At 64.5% G+C, this 20,419-nt stretch carries 15 protein-coding genes; 6 read left to right on the forward strand and 9 right to left on the reverse strand.

Annotation, left to right across the window (positions count from 1 at the left end; genetic code table 11):
- Nucleotides 1–159: 159 nt before the first annotated feature.
- The gene (locus EN804_RS04895; RefSeq protein WP_135918779.1) at nt 160–867 is read left to right on the forward strand and encodes an LssY C-terminal domain-containing protein; all 708 of its coding nucleotides are present in this window, start codon (nt 160–162) and stop codon (nt 865–867) included.
- A 7-nt stretch (nt 868–874) separates the two neighbouring features.
- On the opposite strand, the gene EN804_RS04900 is transcribed toward EN804_RS04895, so the two are convergent.
- Nucleotides 875–1,897: an NAD(P)-dependent alcohol dehydrogenase gene (locus EN804_RS04900; protein ID WP_135918780.1), complete on the reverse strand. Its 1,023-nt coding sequence runs from the start codon at nt 1,895–1,897 to the stop codon at nt 875–877.
- A 124-nt stretch (nt 1,898–2,021) separates the two neighbouring features.
- Between EN804_RS04900 and EN804_RS04905 the strand changes: the two genes are divergently transcribed.
- Nucleotides 2,022–2,936 (forward strand): LysR family transcriptional regulator, encoded by a 915-nt coding sequence (locus EN804_RS04905; RefSeq protein WP_135867450.1) that lies wholly within the window; start codon nt 2,022–2,024, stop codon nt 2,934–2,936.
- Nucleotides 2,937–3,015: 79 nt separating this feature from the next.
- Nucleotides 3,016–4,326, forward strand: coding sequence for a hemolysin family protein (locus EN804_RS04910; protein WP_135918781.1), 1,311 nt, complete (start codon nt 3,016–3,018; stop codon nt 4,324–4,326).
- 42 nt (nt 4,327–4,368) lie between these two features.
- Here the strand turns inward: EN804_RS04910 and EN804_RS04915 are convergent, their stop codons facing one another.
- From EN804_RS04915 to EN804_RS04930, 4 genes are all read right to left on the reverse strand, one after another.
- Nucleotides 4,369–5,688 carry an HlyD family type I secretion periplasmic adaptor subunit gene (locus EN804_RS04915; protein WP_135918782.1) on the reverse strand — a complete coding sequence of 440 codons (1,320 nt, stop codon included), beginning with the start codon at nt 5,686–5,688 and terminating at the stop codon, nt 4,369–4,371.
- A gap of 1 nt (nt 5,689) precedes the next feature.
- Nucleotides 5,690–7,426, reverse strand: coding sequence for a type I secretion system permease/ATPase (locus EN804_RS04920; RefSeq protein WP_135918783.1), 1,737 nt, complete (start codon nt 7,424–7,426; stop codon nt 5,690–5,692).
- A 35-nt stretch (nt 7,427–7,461) separates the two neighbouring features.
- Nucleotides 7,462–8,943, reverse strand: coding sequence for a family 16 glycosylhydrolase (locus EN804_RS04925; RefSeq protein WP_135918784.1), 1,482 nt, complete (start codon nt 8,941–8,943; stop codon nt 7,462–7,464).
- 392 nt (nt 8,944–9,335) lie between these two features.
- Entirely contained in the window at nt 9,336–9,626 is a 291-nt protein-coding gene (locus EN804_RS04930; RefSeq protein ID WP_127279450.1) for a hypothetical protein, read from the reverse strand.
- A gap of 374 nt (nt 9,627–10,000) precedes the next feature.
- Between EN804_RS04930 and EN804_RS04935 the strand changes: the two genes are divergently transcribed.
- A complete protein-coding gene (locus EN804_RS04935; RefSeq protein WP_135918785.1) occupies nt 10,001–14,314 on the forward strand; it encodes an autotransporter outer membrane beta-barrel domain-containing protein in 4,314 nt (1,437 codons plus the stop codon).
- Nucleotides 14,315–14,380: 66 nt separating this feature from the next.
- Here the strand turns inward: EN804_RS04935 and EN804_RS04940 are convergent, their stop codons facing one another.
- Nucleotides 14,381–15,307, reverse strand: a complete 927-nt coding sequence (locus EN804_RS04940) for a DMT family transporter (RefSeq protein WP_135918786.1) — start codon at nt 15,305–15,307, stop codon at nt 14,381–14,383.
- 176 nt (nt 15,308–15,483) lie between these two features.
- On the opposite strand from EN804_RS04940, the gene EN804_RS04945 reads away from it, so the two are divergent.
- Complete coding sequence (locus EN804_RS04945) at nt 15,484–15,888, forward strand: YciI family protein (RefSeq protein WP_135884164.1); 405 nt, start codon at nt 15,484–15,486, stop codon at nt 15,886–15,888.
- A complete protein-coding gene (locus EN804_RS04950) occupies nt 15,885–17,156 on the forward strand; it encodes an RNA polymerase sigma factor (RefSeq protein WP_135918787.1) in 1,272 nt (423 codons plus the stop codon). The genes EN804_RS04945 and EN804_RS04950 overlap by 4 nt, the downstream gene beginning before the upstream one ends.
- Here the strand turns inward: EN804_RS04950 and EN804_RS04955 are convergent.
- Genes EN804_RS04955 through EN804_RS04965 form a run of 3 tightly spaced genes read right to left on the reverse strand, consistent with a single transcriptional unit; the run spans nt 17,122 to nt 20,346 of the window.
- On the reverse strand, nt 17,122–18,684 hold the full coding sequence (locus EN804_RS04955; RefSeq protein ID WP_135918788.1) for a DHA2 family efflux MFS transporter permease subunit: 1,563 nt from the start codon (nt 18,682–18,684) through the stop codon (nt 17,122–17,124). The two genes, EN804_RS04950 and EN804_RS04955, sit on opposite strands and share 35 nt — an antisense overlap.
- Before the next feature lie 7 nt (nt 18,685–18,691).
- Nucleotides 18,692–19,795: an HlyD family secretion protein gene (locus tag EN804_RS04960; protein WP_127873487.1), complete on the reverse strand. Its 1,104-nt coding sequence runs from the start codon at nt 19,793–19,795 to the stop codon at nt 18,692–18,694.
- Nucleotides 19,792–20,346 carry a helix-turn-helix domain-containing protein gene (locus EN804_RS04965; protein ID WP_127873488.1) on the reverse strand — a complete coding sequence of 185 codons (555 nt, stop codon included), beginning with the start codon at nt 20,344–20,346 and terminating at the stop codon, nt 19,792–19,794. The genes EN804_RS04960 and EN804_RS04965 overlap by 4 nt, the downstream gene beginning before the upstream one ends.
- Nucleotides 20,347–20,419 lie beyond the last annotated feature (73 nt).

A 20,419-nucleotide genomic window follows, 5' to 3' on the forward strand; every position in this document is an offset into this window, starting at 1 on the left:
CGTAACCCCTGAGGGCCAGCGGTCATCGAAATCGATCGCATTAAAGGCCGAATACATGACCGCTCCAGACTTGCGCCGGCGCCGCTATTTTGCCTCTTGCCCAAGAGGGGCCGTCCATACATGACGAAGGCATGGTGGCAGCAACGAGACAGTGAGTAGATGATCCACGGAAGCCTTCGACGACGCGTAACGATCTGGCTGGTGGCAGGTCTGGCCGCCTATGTGGCGCTCGCCTATGTCGCCGCGCCGGAATTCTGGACATTCCGCGATCGCGGCTTTCGCAACCAGCGCTTCGAAATGGTCACCCACACGCCGCAAGGCATTCACGGCGACCCGATCAATGTCGGCCTGGTCGGTACGGAGAAGGAGTTGGTGCACGCTTTCGCCGTCGCCGGCTGGGACACCGCCGACGCCGTCACCTTGAGGACTGCCATCGATATCGGCGAGAGTGTCCTGTTTTCCCGCCCCTATCCCGACGCACCGGTGAGCCGGCTGCTGTTCGAGGGCCGCGCCCAGGAACTCGCTTTCGAAAAGCCGGTCGGCGACAGTGCCGACCGGCGCCACCACATCCGTTTTTGGCGGACGGATACGGTCGGCGACGATGGCAGGCCGCTCTGGCTGGGCGCCGCCAGCTTCGATCGCGGTGTCGGCTTGAGCCACGACACGGGCGCCATCACCCATCATATCGGTCCCGACATCGATGCCGAACGCGACTTTGTGATCGGCGATCTCAATGCCGCCGGCCTGTTGTCCTCGACCAGCGACCTGGCGGGCATCGGCGCCACCAAAACCGGCCGCAACGGTGGCGGCGACCCCTATTTCACCGATGGCAGGGCGATCGTCGGCGTGCTGAAGCAGTTGCGGTGATCACAGGTCAGGCCGTGGCGATGACGATCTTGCCGAACGGCCCCTTCTCCAGATGCTCGAAGGCCCGCGGCACCTCGTCGAAACCAAAGACCTTGTCGATGACCGGCTTGATCGCCAGCGCCTCGATCGCCTCGTTCATGCGTTCGAAGGCGCGGCGATGGCCGATCGAAATGCCTTGCACGACAATACGGTTGCGCAGGAAGGGCACGATCGGGAAGCTGAGCTCCATGCTGCCCAGCAGGCCGATGAACGACAGCCGGCCGTCGGCGGCCAGTGCGTTGAGCGATCGCCGCGCATTGTCGCCGCCGACCATTTCGAGGATATGGTTGACGCCGGCTCCACCCGTCAACTCACGCGCGGCCTCGTCCCATGCCGGTTTGGCGCGATAGTTGATCACCTGCCAGGCGCCGAGCGTCTTTGCCCGCTCGAGCTTGCCGTCGCTGCTTGACGTGACGATGGCGCGCAGGCCGAAGGCGTGGGCGAATTGCAGCGCAAACAGGGAGACACCGCCGGTGCCCTGGATCAGGACGGTCTGGCCGGGCACCGGTCGTGTCGCCTCGGCCATGGCGAACCAGGCTGTCAGCGCCGCGATCGGCAGCGTCGAGGCCTCCGCGTCGCTGAGCGACGGCGGCGCCAGCACGGCGGCGTCCTCATGCAGGATCAGATAGTCGCTTAACGTGCCGGGCAGCGACGATCCCAGCGTGTGCTGGTGCAGCACCGGGGGTGCATCGCCATCCGGCCAGTCGGCGATCACCTGCCCCAGCACGCGCTGGCCGGTCCGGAAACGGGTGACACCGCCGCCGACCGCCACCACTTCGCCAACGGCATCGGAGGTCGGCACGAATGGAAAGGCAAGGTCGGGGATCAGCACGCCATCGACGATCATCCTGTCCTTGTAGTTCAGCGATATGGCCTTGATCCGCACCAGCAGTTCATGCGGCCCGGGCTCGGGAATCCTCCCTTCGGCCAATTCCAGCCTGGGCAGGCCGAAGCCGGTCATCCGCCAGGATCTGTTGATGTCGCTCTTCATTGCGTCTGCTCCCGATTGCATGGCTGGCGGGATATTTACGCCGTTTCACTGTGGAAAAAAGCGCTTCCATGATCCATAATCGGAAACGAGTTGGTGATCAGATTTCTACAATGGGAATAGATCGATGGAATCCGCGGATCTGCAAGGCATCGTCGCCTTTGTTCAAACGATCGAGGCCGGAAGCTTCACCGGCGCAGGCGAGCGGCTGCGCGTGACGAAATCGGCGGTCGGCAAATCGGTCGCGCAACTGGAACAGCGGCTTGGCATCCGCTTGCTCAACCGCACCACGCGCAGCCTCAGCCCGACCAGCGAAGGCCTGTGCTATTATGAAGCCTGCGTCAGGGCGCTGTCCGAGATCGAAGCCGCCCAGGCGCTGCTGGCCTCGCGCCGGCAGGTGCCCTCGGGCCGCCTTCGGGTCGACCTGCCCTCGGCCTTCGGCCACCGCTGCGTGGCGCCTGTGCTGTTCGACATTTCCAGGCGATTTCCCGATCTGGCCATGGAGATTTCCTTCAACGACCGCCGCGTCGACCTCATCGAGGAAGGCATCGACCTTGCGGTCCGCATGGGCGACCTCGACGACAGCCTGTCGCTCGCCGCACGCCGGCTCTATACCCAGCGCTCGGCCATATGCGCCGCCCCCGCCTATCTCGACAGAAACGGCAGGCCACGGACGATCGAGGACCTCGCCGGCCATGACCTGATCGGCTACACCCGCAACGGCGTCGCCCACGCCTGGAGCATCAGGCAAGCCGATGGCCATGTCGCGAAATTCACGCCGCGGGCAAGGCTGGTGCTCGACAATGGCGAGCCGATGCTGGGCGCTGTCCTTGCCGGCTGCGGCATCACCTTCCTGCCGACCTGGCTGGTGGCGGACAGCCTCAGGAGCGGCGCGCTGGAAATGGTGCTGGTGGACACGCTGGTCGAAAACATTTCCGTCCATGCCATCTGGCCGGCGACACGAGCCTTGACGCCCAAGGTGCGGGTCGTCGTCGACGCGCTGGTCGCGCACTTCTCGTCGCCACCCTGGGATGCCGCCTGATCGGCCCGTATCGCCGTCATCTTTTTAAAATGGTCGCCGACTATTTTCGAAAGCCGTGCGGCAATGCTATTGACCCCTCATGTTATACGTTGAAATCGCCACCGTGGTCGTCCTCATCTGCGTGAACGGCCTTCTGTCGATGTCCGAACTCGCCATCGTCTCCTCGCGGCCGGCTCGCCTGAAGGCGATGATCGACCGCAACGTCAAGGGTGCCGGCCGCGCTCTGGCGCTTGGCTCCAATCCGGGCAAATTCCTGTCCTCCGTGCAGATCGGCATCACGCTGGTCGGCGTGCTCTCGGGCGCCTTTTCCGGTGCCACGCTCGGCCAGAGGCTGGCGCAATATCTGGCCTCGACAGGCATCCGCGAGACCATCGCCGACCCGCTCGGCGTCGGCATCGTCGTGGCCATCATCACCTACGCCTCGCTGATCATCGGCGAACTCGTGCCCAAGCAGATCGCGCTGCGCGATCCCGAGCGCGTTGCCGTGAGAGCCGCGCCGGCGATGACCATCCTCGCCACCATCTCGGCGCCTCTGGTCTTCCTGCTCGACATTTCGGGCCGTACCGTGCTCTGGCTGCTCGGCCAGCGTGGCGAGAGCGAGGAAAAGGTCACCGACGAGGAGATCAAGATGCTGGTCGCCGAGGCCGAGCATCACGGCACCATCGAATCCGACGAGCGGCGCATGATCGCCGGTGTCATGCGGCTTGGCGACCGCGCCGTGCGCGCCGTCATGTCGCCGCGCACCGATGTCGACTGGATCAACCTGCAGTCCGATGAAACCACGATCCGCAAGCTGCTGATGGACACTCAGCATTCGCGCCTGCCCGCCGGCGACGGCGGGGTGGACGCCATGATCGGCGTCATCCAGACGCGCGACGTGCTGGCAGCACTGCTCGGCGGCCGCGCCCTCGACCCGCGCAAATATGTGCGTGCGGCACCCATCGTGCACGACCAGGCCGACGCCCTTGACGTGCTGCAGAAGCTGAAGGAGAGCGACGTGCCGATGGCGCTTGTGCATGACGAATACGGCCACTTCGAAGGCATCGTCACGCCCGCCGACATTCTGGAAGCCATCACCGGCGTCTTCCGCTCGGACCTCGAGGCCGGCGAGGAAGAAAGCGCCGTCCAGCGCGACGACGGCTCATGGCTGCTCGCCGGTTATATGCAGGCCGACGAGATGGCCGAGGTGCTGGGCATCGACCTGCCGGAGAACCGCGATTACGAGACCGTCGCCGGCTATGTGCTGTCGCACATGCACCATCTGCCGGCGACCGGCGAGTGCGTCGATGCGCAAGGCTGGCGCTTCGAGGTGGTCGATCTCGACGGCCGCCGCATCGACAAGCTGATCGCCACCCGCCTGGCCAGCGGCCACCGCGAAGTGGCGCGCTGACCGTTCAAATGTCCAAGCGCCGGTTGACTGCCGGTCCTCGATCTACTGCTCCGCGAAAGCGCGCGAAAATGAATCGAGCATCGGCCGCGAGAGATACTCCAGGAAAGTGCGATCGCCCGTGCTGATGAACGCCTCGACAGGCGTCCCGGGATAAAGCTGGTCGCGCCTCACGCCGGGCGGCAGGTCGGCGGCAATCGTCAGCTTGGCGCGGAAATAGGGTTCGCGCGTGGCCGGATCGATGAGCCGATCCGCCGAAATCTGTGTCACGGTGGCTGAAACCTCTGGCGTGAGCCGCGCGTTCAAGGCGGACAATCGTAGTTTCGCCGGCTGACCGACACGGACCTGATCGATGTCCTTCGGCCGCAGCTTCGCATCGACGACCTGGCCAGACGCGGTGGGCAGGATTTCCATGATCTTTTCGCCCGGGGCAATCACGCTGCCCTTGGAATTGTAGGTCGATGACACCACGATGCCTGCCGCCGGCGCTTTGATCGTCGTTCGCCGCAGCACCGCCTCCGCCGCCCTGATCTGTTCCTCGACATCGGCCAGATTGGAGCGGACGTCGTCGAGTTTCGTCAGCGCCTCCTCGACGCGTTGCGTGGTCAGGCGCTCGGTCTGCTCCTGGGCCTCGACGATCTGGGTATTGGCCGTCGCCAGATTGGCCTCCAGCATCCCCGCTTGCCCGACGAGATCGGCCTCGCTGCGCAACAGCTGGGAGTATTCGGTACGGTTGGTGAGGCCCCTGTCCAGCAGGCTGGTCTTGATGCCGAGTTCTTTCTTGACGACTTCGGCTTGTTGCTGAATGGCCTGTTTCTGGGCCTGCAATCCCACCACCGACTGCCTGTGCATGGCGACCCGTTGTGCCAGGATCGATTGCTCCGACCGGAACCGGGCGAGCCTGGCGTCGAATTCCTTTTGCTGTTCTCGAATCAGCATCTCGAAATCCGGCTGGAAAGGTGCCGGCGCCGCTTCGGCGATTGGCGCCAGCCTGTCCAATCCGTCGCGTTCCGCCTCCAGCCGAGCCGCACTCGCCCTGAGCGCGATCGACTGTCTCGTCAGCCGGTTGAGCTCGGCCTGCGCGGCCGTTGGGTCCAGCACGACCAGATCCTGGGCCAGTTGCACGCGATCGCCTTCATGGACCAGCAGCGCCTGGACGATGCCGCCCTCGCGATGCTGGATCTGGATGTTTCCTCCCGTCGCCGAGATCGTGCCTTGGGTGATCACCGCGCCCGACAAGGGGGCGCTGACGGCCCAGTAGCCGAAGCCGCCCGCCAGCAGCGCCATGGCTGCATAGCCGGTGAGGGCCACGCGTCTTATGTCGGTGCGTGGCTGGCTGTCCCAGGCGATGCTCTGTGTCGTCATCTCAGGATCCGAAACTGCCACCCGCGCGGATCGTCGGGACGAACGACCCGGTCACCACCGTGCTCTGCTGGACGCCCTTGCCGACGACCGAGCGCCGCAGCATTTCGCTGCTTGGCCCGAAGGCTTCGATCATGCCGCCGCGCAAAAGCATCACGCGATCGCAAGCAGCGGCGATCGAAGGCTGATGGGTGATCACGATGACCGTGACGCCCGCCGTCCGCGCGGCCGAAAGCGCCGCCTCGAGCGCGGCCTCGCCGCTACCGTCGAGATGGGAACTGGGCTCGTCGAGCACCAGGAACCGCGGATTGCCGTAGAAGGCGCGCGCCAGCCCGATCCGCTGGCGCTCGCCGCCCGACAGCGCCCTGTCCGACGGGCCGATCATGGTCTGGTAGCCGTCGCGCTGCGCCAGGATCAGCTCATGCACCTGGGCGCGCCGTGCCGCGTCCACGATCGCGGCATCGTCCGCCTCCGGGTCGAAGCGGGCGACGTTTTGCGCGATCGATCCCGGAAAGAGCTCGACCTCCTGCGCGACGTAGCCGACATGTTTTCCGAGCTGACTTTCGTCCCAGGTCCCGAGATCGGCGCCGTCGACCCTGATTGAGCCGCCGGTCGGCCAGGCGGCACCCACGAGCAGCCGCGCCAGCGTCGATTTGCCGGCGCCGCTCGGGCCGACGATAGCCAACGCCTCGCCCGCGCCAATCGCAAAGGTAAGCCGCTTGAGGATGGGCTCGGTGCCGGGCCGGGCATTCGGCGCCATGAAGAAAACATCCTGCGCGGAAATCGCGCCTGCCGGATCGGGCAGGATCAGTTTTCGCGGCTCGGCCGGACGCGCCGCAAGCGCCTTTTCCAGCCGCGTCCACGCGCGCCGGGCGTCGGCGATCTGCCGCCAGGCTCCGATCAGCTGGTCGAGCGGCTGCAGCGCGCGCGACGAGACCAGCGACGAGGCGAAGATCATGCCGGCCGTCATCTGCCCTTGAAGCACCAGCGATGCGCCGGCGCCCAGGATCGCCAGTTGCAGCATCATGCGCAACGCCCGCGAGGCGCCGCTGAAGATCGCATTGGCGCTCGAGGAGCGGTCATGGAAGGCGAGCGCCGCCGCTACGTGCCGTCCCCAGACCCGCGAGGCATTTTCCACCATGCCCATGGCGCGCAGCGTCTCGGCATTGCGGGCAAAGGCCTGTTCCGCCTGGCTGGCCAGAGCCGAACGCTCCGTGGACAAGGCGTCGTTCCGGCCGATGGCGAGCTGGTTGGCCACGACCAGGACAATCAGAATCACCGCGCCGGCGACCGTCACCCAGAACAGCACAGGATGGATGAGATAGAGCAAGGCAAGGAAGACAGGGGCAAAGGGCAGGTCGAACAGCACCGCTACGCCGCGCGACCTGATGAAGGCGCAGACCGAGGCGAGGTCGCGCAGCGGCGACAGGCCGCCGGCATATTTTGCGCCGAGCGAAACGGCGAAGGTGCTGGCACCCAGTTTCCGATCGACGGTCGCCGCGACGCGCTGCGTGTAAACCGCCCGGATCGCGTCCAGCAGCCCGAGGAAGGCGAGCGCGAGGACCGCGATGCCCGAAAGATAGACAAGCGTCTCGACGCTGGAGGACGGCAGCACGCGGTCATAGACCTGCAGCAGGTAGAGCGGAATCACCAAAAGCAGGATGTTGATCAGCAGCGAGAAGACGCCGACATCGGCGATGGCGCGCATGAAGACTGGACGCAGGCCGGACGGTCCGGTCATTTGCGCATTTCCCGCCGCTGCATGATCCCGGGACCTTATACGTGACCCCCGAATTCGGAACCGCCGTGCAGCGTGCTGTTGGCAATGCTGTGTGTGGCGGTGTTGCTGGTTAGGTGCAGAGCGCTCGCCGGCGCATTGTCCAGAGTATAGGCGCGGATGTAGTCGATCTTCATCTCGGCAGGCGTCGCCAGATGATCGGGAGGCGCGCCGGCAAAGCCGCCGACCGCGAGATCGGCCAGCATGTACATGGGTTTGTTCATGTCGGATGGCGTCGCCGCTTCCGCGACCTGCACACCGTCATAGGTCCAGACGAGCTTGTCCGGTGTCCAGAGCAGGCCGTAGGTGTGGAAGCCGGCGGTATCCATGGTATTCACCGTCGACGAGACCTTGGTGTGCGTTCCCGTTTCATTCGAGTGCGCCGTCATGATCAACGAGTTCGGGTCCTGCCCGCGCGTTTCCACGACATCCAGCTCCGGCGGCCACGAACCGTCTTCCGGCAGCAGCCAGAAGGCCGGCCAGGCGCCGGCGTTCTCGGGCAGGTCGGCCCGCATTTCGAAATAGCCATAGGTCTGCGAGAAGGTGTCATGCGTGGTGATGATGCCTGACGTGTATTCGTAGTTGTTGATCAGCGGCTTGATGTCGGCCGGCGCCTGCGCGGCGGTGATGGTGAGAACGCCGTTGTTCACGCTGAACGGGTGGACGGAGCTCGTCGGCGCGTAATTGGCGTCGATGTACCATTGCAATTCGCCATTGTTGCTCAACGTGCTGCCGTTGGGCGCTCCCCACGAGAAATTGGTATCCCATGTGCCGCCCTGGTCGTTGTGAAGATTGAGCGAGTTGAACTCGTCGCTGAATGACAGCTTCATTGCCGACATGTCGATCGGCAGTTCGAACTGGCCGGGCTGCATCTTGTCGATGGTCGTGTCCTTGAACTCGAGAATCTCACCGGATCCCAAATTCAACAGCACGTTCGATCCCGCCTGGATCATGTTGGAATGGATGGCGTCGAACGACGTGAATCCATAGCCATTGAGGCGGACCGTGTCGGTGGCGGCAAAATTGGCGATCAGGTCGCTTCCATTGCCTTTCGATATGACGAACGTGTCGTAACCGCCGCCGCCGTCGATCAGCACATCGTTTCCCGCGCCGCCGTCCAGGGTCTGGTGCCCGACCGTGGCGGTGATGATGTTGTCCAACCCATTTCCGAAGGCATAGTTGTTGGCATGTGTGACGATGAGGTTCTCGACATTGTCGGGGAGCTTGTAGCTCATCCATGTGCTGATCGTGTCGATGCCTGCGCCAGCCGCCTCCGCCACCTTGTTGCCGGCCCCGTAGAGGTAATAGATGTCGTCGCCCGTGCCACCATGCATGGTGACGTTGACATTGCCTGCTCCATAGAAGGAGTCATTTCCCGTGCTGCCGTACAAGTCCGGCCCGGATCCCGCCGCCGAGTACCAATGGCTGGAAGCGCCGCTATAGGGAAGAGGAACGCCCACGGCGTTGACGAAGAAGCTCATCGGATAAACCCTTCTCGTGATGCCTGGCCAGTTCGCATCGTTCGATTCCCGCCGGCCGCATCCGGACCAACGTTGCCTTGCACGATATCGTTCCAGGAATTTGCCACATAGTCTGTCATAGCATCGACCATTCGGTGACATTTTCTGAGCGGACAGCACAACAGACCAACATAAAGTCTATGGACCGTAATCACGCGGGCGAAATATTTAATAAAAATTTCATGATGTGCAGAAGTCTACTTGCGGCCCGCCTGATTCAGGTCCGCGGATGAAGCTCTGCTTTTTGGCGAGCCCATACAATTGCCGCTCCGGGAACGAGGTCGAGCAAGGCTGGCGCTTCCACGTCGCCGATCTCGGCGACCGCCGCATCGATGGCGAACCACGCTTTTTGATTACCCGACTATCTCGGCATACTCGTCGATGACGAGAAACGCCTTGTGGACCCTCTCGGGATCCAGGCGCTCATCGACGACCAGATAATGGAAATCCCTGAAGATGCCGATGATGCTTTGCGCGCCGCGAATCTGGCGGCGTGCCTCGAAGGCCGCGCCGCCCGTGCTGGCATATCCCGCCGACCAGTCGACCTGGCCCTCGCCGACGATGAGGCCGACGGCGACGTGGCCACGCGTCGGGGACTGATCGTCCCATCCGCTCCAAGCTATCAACGCTTCATGCGCCTTCATGTCATCGCCTCGCGGCATAAGCATAGGACGCTGGCTTGATGGCTTCAAACGCAAATGAGGGATTTGGAAATTTCAGGCTGAACACTGCCGTGAGCGGTGCCCCCTTCCGGCCCTCGAAACGAGGCCGCACCCGTCGCGCCCCGGCAGTCTCGCCGCCATCCAGGCATGCAAGGAATTACTTATATATATTGATTATATTCAGAACATCTAATGTTGCGTTGAAGTAACGTCAGAAAAAAATCAGTAACGAACGCTTCAACTGCGAGACAGGAATCAAACCCGGAGTTAACCTATTGCCGGTTTGGTTCGGCGCGAGCCACCCGAACCGCGACATTGGGCATGGCAGGCAGCAGAGTTTCGAGCGGGGCAGACTGATGAAGGCGAACGGCGGCGCGCTTCGGCGCATTTGGGACGGCACGCTCCTTGCGGGTGTGAACGGCGCGGCGGTCGCCTGCCTGTTTCCAGGGATGGCATCGGCGGCGCAATACGACGTCGCCAGCCTGGGCGAACTCAACAATGCCCTGGCCACGATCACTTCGACGGGTGACCCAACGCCCGTTATCGTCCTGAGGTCCGACATCACGACCAGCATCAACGTCCTGACTTCGACCAGCCCGCTGACGATCGACACGAATGGATACACGCTGACGGCTCCTCAATTCAGCGGTGGACAAGCGGTGATCGTGACCGGAACCGGCAATGTTGTCGGACTGAGTAACGTGGCCGGGCTTGTGGTTAATAATGGGGCTAACGTCACCAATGAGGTATCGGTTGAAGGCGCCTCATTCAGCACTCCGGGCACCACCGGACAAATTGGCGCGAGCGTCATGAACAATTCGACGCTTGCCAACAGCGGCAGCATCGTAGGCGGCAACGGCACCACGGCTGGCGGTCCAGGTGTGCAAGTGAGCTCCGGTGGCCAGTTGATAAACAACGCGGGCGGCACCATTCAGGGAGGTAGCGGTAGCCAAGGACCGGGAGGCATCGGCGTTGCGATTGGGAGTCCCGCCGGCGCGCAGACAAAGCTCACCAACAACGGTACCATCCTGGGTGGCGAGGGTACGACCAGCGGTGGCATCGGCGTAGTGGTGCGCACCAGTAATGTCGGGACGATTATCAACACCGGCAAAATCCAGGGCGGCACCGGGGCGGCCGCAATCATGACCAACAGCGTCGCGGGGTCGCTCAGCATCGTCAACAGCGGCACCGTTAGCGGCGGCGCGGGCGCCAATGCCATTTCTCTTATCGCAGGCTCGACAGGGAGCCTTAAGCTTGAACTTCAGGCCGGTTCGGTGATCGTCGGCAATGTCGTGGGCGGAAGTGGAGCGAATGACGTTTTCACCGTCGGCGGCGACACCGCCGCGGTCCTCGACGGCATGATCGGCGCAGCCGGCCAGTACCGAAACTTCGACATCCTCCAGAAGACCGGAGCCAGCACCTGGGCGCTGACCGCGGACAACACCGCCACGCAAGCCTGGACGATCTCGCAGGGAACGCTTCAGATCGGCAATGGCGGTACGACCGGCGGCATTCTTGGCAATGTCACCAACAACGGCACGCTGGCCTTCGACCGCTCCGACACCTACACCTATGCCGGCGTCATCTCCGGCAGCGGCGCGGTGAGCCAGATCGGCACCGGCACGACGGTGCTCACCGGTGCCAACACCTATAGCGGTGGAACCACGATCTCCGCCGGCACGCTCTCGGTCTCCGCCGACAACAATCTCGGCGATGCTTCCGGCGGCCTGACCTTCAATGGCGGCGTGCTGCAGGTGACCGGAACCGCCTTCACCGGCACCGACCGCACCATCACGTTGGGGTTGCTGGGCGGCAGCTTCGACATCGCCGACGCCGGTAACGCTTTCACCGCCAGCCAGGCGATCACCGGCAGCGGCGCGCTGACCAAGCTTGGCGCCGGCACGCTGATCCTGACCGGCGACAGCAACTACGGCGGCGGCACGACGATCTCGGCCGGCACGCTGCAGCTCGGCAATGGCGGCACATCAGGTTCAATCACCGGCAACGTCGCCAACAATGGAACCTTGGCCTTCGACCGCTCGGACACCTATACCTTTGCCGGCACGATTTCAGGCAACGGCGCAGCGATCCAGCAGGGTTCGGGCACAACGATCCTGACGGCCGACAGCAACTACACCGGCGGCACAACGATCTCCGCCGGCACGCTGCAGCTCGGCAATGGCGGCCTGTCGGGTTCGATAACTGGCAACGCCACCAACAACGGCACCCTCGTCTTCGACCGCTCCAACGGCCTGGTTCTTGCTGGCGTCATCTCGGGCAGCGGCGGCGTGATCCAACAGGGTTCGAGCACCACCGCCCTGACCGGCGACAACACGTACAACGGCGGCACGACGATCTCGGCTGGCACCTTGCAACTCGGCAATCGCGGCACATCCGGTTCGATAACAGGCGACGTCACCAACAACGGCACGCTCGCCTTCTACCGCACGGATAGCTATACCTTTGCCGGCACCATTTCCGGCAGCGGAGCGGTGAACCAGTTGGGGTCCGGCACCACGATCCTGACCGCCGACAACACCTATGCCGGCGTCACGACGATCTCGGCCGGCACACTGCAGCTCGGCAATGGCGGCACGTCAGGCTCGATAGCAGGTAATGTCATCGACAACGGGACGCTTGCCTTCGATCGTTCCGATGCAGTGACCTTTGCCGGCGTCATCTCCGGCAGCGGCGCGGTGAGCCAGATCGGCACCGGCACCACGATCCTGACCGCCGACAACACCTATGCCGGCGTGACGACGATCGCGGCCGGCACGCTGCAGCTTGGCAATGGCGGCACGTCAGGCTCGATAGCAGGCAACGTGACCAACAACGGCACCCTCATCATCGACCGCTCCAACGGCGTGACCCTCGCCGGCGCGATATCCGGCAGCGGCTCAGTTGTGCAGCAGGGCGCCGGCAGCACGACGCTCGCCGGTACGAACAGCTACGGCGGCGGCACGACGATCTCCGCTGGCACGCTGATCGGCCAGGCAACGAGCTTCGGCACCGGCAACATCCTGAACGACGCCGCGCTCGTCTTCGACCAGCCGGCGAACGCCACCTTTGCCTCCATCATCGAAGGCAGCGGCACGCTCACCAAGCGGGGCGCCGGCAATCTCGATCTCACCGGCATCAATACGCTGAACGGCGCGACCACGGTCGAGGCCGGCAAGCTCTCGGTGAATGGCTCCCTTGCCAACTCGGCCGTCACCATTCTCGGTGGCGGAGCGCTTGGCGGTAACGGCACCGTGGGATCGACGACACTCCAGGCCGGCGGCGTCATCGCGCCCGGCAATTCCATCGGCCTGCTGACCATCCAGGGCAATTTCGTCGGCGCGGGCGGCACGGTCGAGATCGAGGCTATTCTCGATGGCGACGCCTCTTCCACCGACAAGCTCGTCATCACCGGCAACACCTCGGGCACCGCCAACGTCAAGGTGATCGGCCTCGGCGGTGGTGGCGCGCAGACCGTCGACGGCATCAAGATCATCGATGTCGGCGACACGTCGGCCGGTACCTTCAACCTTTTGGGCGATTACGTCTTCCAGGGCGACCAGGCCGTGGTGGCCGGCGCCTATGCCTACCGCATGTATCAGAACGGCATTTCCACGCCGGCCGACGGCGACTGGTACCTGCGCTCCGCGCTGATCAATCCCGTCGATCCCGGCGGCCCGACGTCGCCGCTCTACGCTCCCAGCGTGCCGGTCTACGAGGCCTATGCCGGCGTGCTGCAGAGTTTCAACCAGCTCGGAACGCTGCAGCAGCGCGCAGGCAACCGCTCATGGACCGGAGCGGCGCAACCCGATGCGGACGACCGCGTCGAGGGTGGCAGTCCGATCTGGGGCCGCATCGAAGCCGCCCACAAAAAGTTCGACCCCGGCACGTCCACGACCGGCACCGACTACGACGCGGATCTGTGGAGAGTGCAGGCGGGCCTCGACGGCCAGCTCGCGCAAATGGCCTCCGGCGTCCTGATCGGTGGCGTGACCGTTCATTACGGTACGGTGAAGTCGGATATCTCCTCGGCTTTCGGCCTCGGCTCGATCGACACGACAGGCTACGGCTTCGGCGGCACGCTGACTTGGTACGGCAACAGCGGCTTCTATGTCGACGCGCAGGCCGAACTGACCTGGTTCGACAGCGACCTGTCCTCCGCCACGCTCGGCAAAAGGCTAGTCAAGGGCAATAACGGCTTCGGCTATGGCCTCGGTATCGAAGCCGGGCAGAAGATCGGTCTCCAGGGCAACTGGTCGCTGACGCCGCAGGCGCAGCTCAGCTATTCCTCGGTCGATTTCGACAGCTTTACCGACCCCTACGGCGCCGTCGTCGCCAATGGCGGCAGCGACAGCCTGATCGGCAGGCTCGGCCTGTCGGCGGACTATGAAAGCCGGTGGAAGGACAAGACGGGCCGGACGAGCCGCTCGCATGTCTACGGCATCGGCAATCTTTATTACGACTTCCTCGACGGCTCCGATGTCGATGTCTCGGGCACCGTGTTCAGCAGCAAGTCGCGGCAGCTGTCGGGCGGGCTCGGTCTCGGCGGCTCGCTGAGCTGGGCCGATGACCGTTATTCCGTCAATGGCGAGGTCTTGGCACGCACCAGCCTGGAAGACTTCGGCGACAGCCGCTCCATCGGCGGCACGGTCGGCTTCAAGGTCAAGTGGTAAGTCGAGCCAGGCGCGCTTTCCGGGAACGGGGAGCGCGCCTGGTGAAAACCGGCGGCAAACCTGCCCTCAGACCGCGGCTTCGATCGGCTCGGCAAGCCTTGGATTGGAACGCGCCGCGATCAGGCAACTGGCCACGATGAGGCCCGCTCCCGCCAGCGTGGTCCAGGTCACCGCCTCATCGAAGAAGAACCAGCCAAGCGCGATCGCCCAGATGAAGGCCGAGTACTCAGTCGGGATCAGATATTGCGCTTCGGCACGCGCGTAGGCCCAGCTCATCAGGAACTGGCCGGCGAGCGACAGCGCCGTCACCCCGGCCAGCGGAAGCCAGAGCTCGCCCGGCAAGGCGATGGCGAACCAGGGTGCCGCGAGACCGAGCATGACCGCCACGCACAGGTTCTGGAACAGCATGATCTCGATCGGCTTGGCCACCAGTGCCTGCTGCCGTGCAAGGATCAGGTTGTAGGCATAGAATACCGTCGATACCAGCACCGCCGCCGTGCCGAGCAAGGCATCCCTGGCATAGTTCGCCTGTCCGAACTGGCCGCCCACGATGATTGCGACGCCGGCTATGCCGGCCAATGAGGCCCAGATCGCCTGCCGCTGTATGCGTTCGCCGAGCAGCAGCGCCGCCAGCAGCAAGGCAAACAGCGGCGCGACGAAACTGAGCCCGATCGCCTCCGCCAGCGGCAGCCGGGCAAGCCCCCAGAAGAAGGACAGCAAGACAAAGCCGACGACCGCGGCACGCAGCGCATGCAGCCTGAGCACGGAAGGCGCGGGCAGCCTGCGTGGCCCCATCGACCAGCCTGTGCCCGCGACCACGGTCGCCAGTATGCTGCGCCACAGCACCGTGTTGTAGACGCCGACCGCGATGACCAGGACCTTCATGGCCGCGTCCATCCCCGACAGCAGGAAGATGCCAAGCGCGCAGAAGAGCACCGGGATCATGGGAGAAACGGCGCCTGCCAGGCTGGATGACTTCACGAGGCCCCTCATGTGATGGATCGCAGCCGGATATATCAGGGCGGACCGGCGGGGCCAGATGGCAGCCTCGCCGATATGGCGGTCCAACACGCGTTCGAGATCCGGGACTCGAAGTTTCTCCCGCGCGTGTCGATTTCACCATTGCCCGTTCGTCATATGATTGAACCAACCCAACCAAGGAGAAGACCATGCGGTTCATGATGCTGATGATCCCCGGCGGCTACGCGCAGGCGGCGCCCGATGTCATGCCCAGCGCCGAGGCGGTGGAAGGGATGATGAAGTACAATCACGAGCTGAAGAAAGCCGGCGTGCTTCTGACGCTCGACGGCCTGCATCCGCCGTCCGCCGGGGCGCGGGTCAGCTACAAGGGTGGCAAGCCTCTGGTCGTCGACGGCCCCTTCGCCGAGGTCAAGGAAGTGCTGGGCGGCTATTGGGTGATCGACGTGCGCTCACGCGACGAGGCCATCGAATGGGCCCGCCGCTGCCCCGCTGGAGAAAATGACGTGATCGAAATCCGCCAGGTCTTTGAAATGAGCGAATTTCCCGAGGACGTCCAGAAGGTGGCGGATCGTCTCGGCAGGATCAAGGATTGATCGCCAACAGAACCATCGAGGCCGTCTGGCGGATCGAGCAGCCGAAGCTCACCGCCAGATTGGCACGCACCCTCAGGGATGTCGGGCTGGCCGAGGAAATCGCGCAGGACGCCTTCGTGCTGGCGCTGGAGCGCTGGCCTCGCGACGGCATCCCGCGCAATCCGGCCGCCTGGTTGACGCAGGTCGCCAGGAACCGGGCGCTCGACCGGCTGCGCCGCACCACCATGATCGACGGCAAGCATCGCACGCTCGCCATCGACCTCGCCGAGCTGGAGCGCGAGATGCCCGACATCGAGACGGCGCTCGACGAGGATATCGACGACGACCTCTTGCGGCTGATCTTCACCGCTTGCCATCCCGTCCTGCCCGCCGAGCAGCGCGCCGCACTGGCGCTGCGACTCCTGGGCGGCCTGTCGACGCCGGAGATCGCCCGCGCCTTCCTGGTGCCCGAAGCCACCGCCGCCCAGCGCATCGTGCGCGCCAAGCGAACCCTTCGCGATGCCGCCATCCCGTTCGAGACGCCGCGCGCGGAAGAGCGCCGCGAGCGCCTCGCCGCAGTGCTGGAGGTGGTCTATCTCATCTTCAACGAGGGCTATGTGGCGACCGCCGGACCGGACTGGCTGCGCGCCGATCTCTGCGCCGAGGCGCTGCGCCTTGGCCGCTCGCTGGCGGCGCTGATGCCCGACGAGCCCGAGGTGCGGGGCCTGGTGTCGCTGATGGAATTCAACGCCTCGCGCTTCGCGGCCCGTACCGGCAAAGCGGGCGATCCGATCCTGCTGCTCGACCAGGACCGTGGCCGCTGGGATTGGTCGCTCATCCGGAGCGGCCTCGACGGCCTGAATCGCGCCATGGTCCTGACCTCGGCGCCCGGCCCCTATCTGCTGCAGGCGATGATCGCGGCCTGCCACGCCCGCGCGGTGACATCAGCCGACACCGACTGGATCGCGATATCGGCCTATTACCAGGCGCTTGCCTTGGCGGCCCCCTCGCCCATCGTCGAGATCAACCGGGCCGTGGCCGTCGGCATGGCGTTCGGTCCGGCGCAAGGCCTCGCCATCGTCGAGGCGCTGAAGGACGAGCCGCGCCTGAAGGACTCCTATCTCCTGCCCACGGTGCGCGGCGATCTTCTGGAGAAACTGGGGCGGCCAGCGGAAGCCCGCGCCGAATTCCGCCGGGCCGCCCAATTGACCGGCAATGACAGGGAGCGCGCGCTGTTGCTGGCCCGTGCCACCCTCAATGAGCGTCCGGCGGCGGCGCCTTCGGCGTGACATTGCGCAGGAACGGAACCAGCGCCGTCGCGATGACGAAGGCGGCCATGATCGCCAGGAAGGCGTCGGCGTAGGCCATGGTGGATGCCTCGCGATAGGCGAGCGCCCATAGCTGCTTCAGCGAAGCGGTGTGACCGTCGGCGACGGCACCGGGCAACTGCCCGTAACGCAGCGCGACGTTGTCGACCAGACGCATCGCGGCTTCGTTCCGCGGCGTCAGATGCGAAGCGATCGTCAGGAAATGGAAATTGGTGCGGTCGTTGAGGATCGCGCCGCAAATGGCGATGCCGACCGCGCCGCCGAGATTGCGCATCGTGTTGAACAGGCCGCTGGCATATTTCAGCCGTTCGGGCGGCAGGCTGCCAAGGCCGAGATTGACGCTCGGCGCGACGGCGAACACCTGCGGGAAACCGCGAAACAGTTGCGGAATGAGCAGCTCGGCCGCACCCCACTGGCTGGTGATGGCGCTGAAACTCCACATCGAGGCGCCGAAGGAGGCCAGCCCGAACATCATCAGCCAGCGCGTGTCGAAGCGCTTGGCGAGGAAGATGTAGACGGGAACGCCGACCATCGAGGCGACGCCGGTGGAGAACACAGCGAGCCCGGTCTGCAAGGCGTCGTAGCCCCTGACATAGCCGAGGAACAGCGGCGTCAGATAGATCGTGGCGAAGATGCCGATACCGGTGACGAAGGAGAGAAAACAGCCGATGGCGAAATTGCGGTTGCCGAAGGCACGGAAATCGACCACCGGCTGCGCAAAGGTCAGGCTGCGGATGACGAACAGAACCATGGTGATCCCGGCGACGATGGCGCCATTGCGGATCGTGGCATCGTCGAACCAGTTCCAGCGCGAGCCTTCCTCAAGGACGTATTCCGCCGTGCCCAGGCTGACCGCCATCAGCACCATCCCGATATAGTCGGCCCCCCTGAGCAGCGACGGATCGGCCTTGTCGATCTTGACCAGCAGCGCAACGAGGATGGTGATGATGGTGCCCGGAATGACGTTGACATAGAACAGCCAGTGCCAGTTCAGCGTGTCGGTGATCCAGCCGCCGATGACAGGCCCGAGCGTCGGCGCAATCGAGGCGATGCTGCCGACCACCGCCGCGGCATAGACCCGCCTTGGCCCCTGGAAATAATGGAACGACGAGGTGAACACCGTCGGGATCATCGACGCGCCGAGCAGCCCCTGCAGCGCGCGGAACACGATCATGCTTTCGATGCTCCAGGCGAAGCCGCACAGCATGCTGGCGAGCGTGAAACCGGCCGCCGAAATGGTGAACAGCCAGCGTGTCGAGAACACCCGCGTGAGCCAGCCCGACAGCGGGATGACGATAATTTCCGCCACCAGATAGGATGTCTGCACCCAACCGATCTGGTCCTGCGCGGCCGACAGGCCGCCGCCGATGTCCTGCAGCGACGACGCCACGATCTGGATGTCGAGAAGCGCGATGAACATCCCGACGCACATCACCATGAATGGCAGAATGCTGGCGATGAAGGATTGCGGGACGGCGCGCTCAGACATGGCGTCCTCAGTGCGCGCCAGTATCGACCATGACCGTGGTCGACAAGCCTGGCCGCAACGCGACCTTTTGCGCCTGGTCCTGGTCGATGGCGATGCGAACGGGCACGCGCTGGACGATCTTGGTGAAATTGCCGGTCGCGTTCTGTGGCGGGATCACGCTGAAGATCGCTCCCGTCGCCGGCCCAAGGCTGGTGACATGACCCTTGAGCGGCGCGTCCGGCGCGATGTCGGTATAGACCGTCGCCGCCTGCCCGTCGGTCATGTCGCGCAACTGGTCTTCCTTGAAATTGGCATCGACCCACAGGCCTGAAGCCGGAACGATGGTCAGGAGATAACTGCCCGGCGACACATAGGTGCCGACCTGCGCCAGCCTGTTGCCGACGATACCGTCGATGGGCGAGCGGACCTCGGTAAAGCCGAGATCGAGCTGCGCTGTATCGACATCGGCCCTGGCGGCCGCGAGCGCGGCGGTCGCTTCCGAGATCTGGGTGTTGAGCACATCGAGCCGTTGCGTGGCGGCCGCGAGCCCGGCGCGGGAGGCGGTCACCGACGCCCTGGCCTGGCCATCGGCGGCAAGGCTTCTCTGCGCGTCCTGCTGCGTGCCGGCTTTGGTGCTGGCCAGCGCCTCATAGCGTTTGGCGTCCTGGGCGGTGAAGACGGCCGCCACGTTCTTGGCCTCGAGATCGGCTTGCGCCTGCTCGATCAGCGAATTCTGCAGCGAGACCTGGGCGCGAAGATTATCGAGGGCCGATTGCTGCTGCTGGACGGCGGCCCGCGCACGGTCCAACGCCGCCATGAACGGCCGGTCGTCGATGCGGATGACGAGCTGGCCCGCCGTGACATGCTGGTTGTCCTCGACGAGGATCTCGTCGATGTGCCCGGCAACGCGTGGCGCCAGCGGCGTGACGTTGCCGCCGACATAGGCATCGTCGGTCGAGACGAGGAAACGGCCTGCCTGCCACCATTGGAGGCCATACCATCCGGCGACGCTGACAGCGACCAGGGCGCCCAATACCAGCAACGGCTTGCGGCGCTTCCTTGCCGGCGCGGGAATTTCAACGGTCGAGGGCTGCACTGGCTGCAACTCGGCAGCGGAGAGAACCTTGTTCATTTGCTCCGCGCCTCTTCACGGCTTTGATCAACCAGCGCGTTGTCGACAAGCGGCAGGCCGGAGCCGTTGCTGGTGAAGCGATATCGCTGGCGCATGCGGTCGGTGGCCATCGGCCCCGTGGCCATGGTGAAATCATCGCTGTCGAGCTGCCTGCCGCTCTGGCGATCCACCAGAACCGGCTCGGCCCAGCGACCATCAGTCTTGTCCACGACCACCAGGCTCGGGCCCTCGGGCGCCAGATGCTTGTTTCCCCAGGCGAGCAAGGAAAGCAGGACCGGGCGGAAATCGCGCGCCTTGGCGGTCAGCACATATTCGTGACGAAGCGGCCGTTCGCAATAGACGCGCTTTTCGAACAGCCCGCGCTCGACCAGGCTGTTCAGCCGCCGCGTCAGGATGTTGGGCGCGATCGCCAGGCTCTTTTGAAACTGGTCGAAGCGCGTCAGCCCCTGGAATGCGTCCCGCAGAAGCAGGATGCTCCACCACTCGCCGACATCGTCGAGGCTGCGCGCGATCGGGCACGGGCGTGTTTCGAAGCTTGTTTTCGCAACCATGATCGACAGTCTCTTTCAAGATGAAAGTGACTTGTAGCCAAGTTAGTTGCATTATGCAAGTCACTCGGTCGTG

Source organism: Mesorhizobium sp. M8A.F.Ca.ET.161.01.1.1 (assembly GCF_004792105.1).
GTDB lineage: Bacteria > Pseudomonadota > Alphaproteobacteria > Rhizobiales > Rhizobiaceae > Mesorhizobium.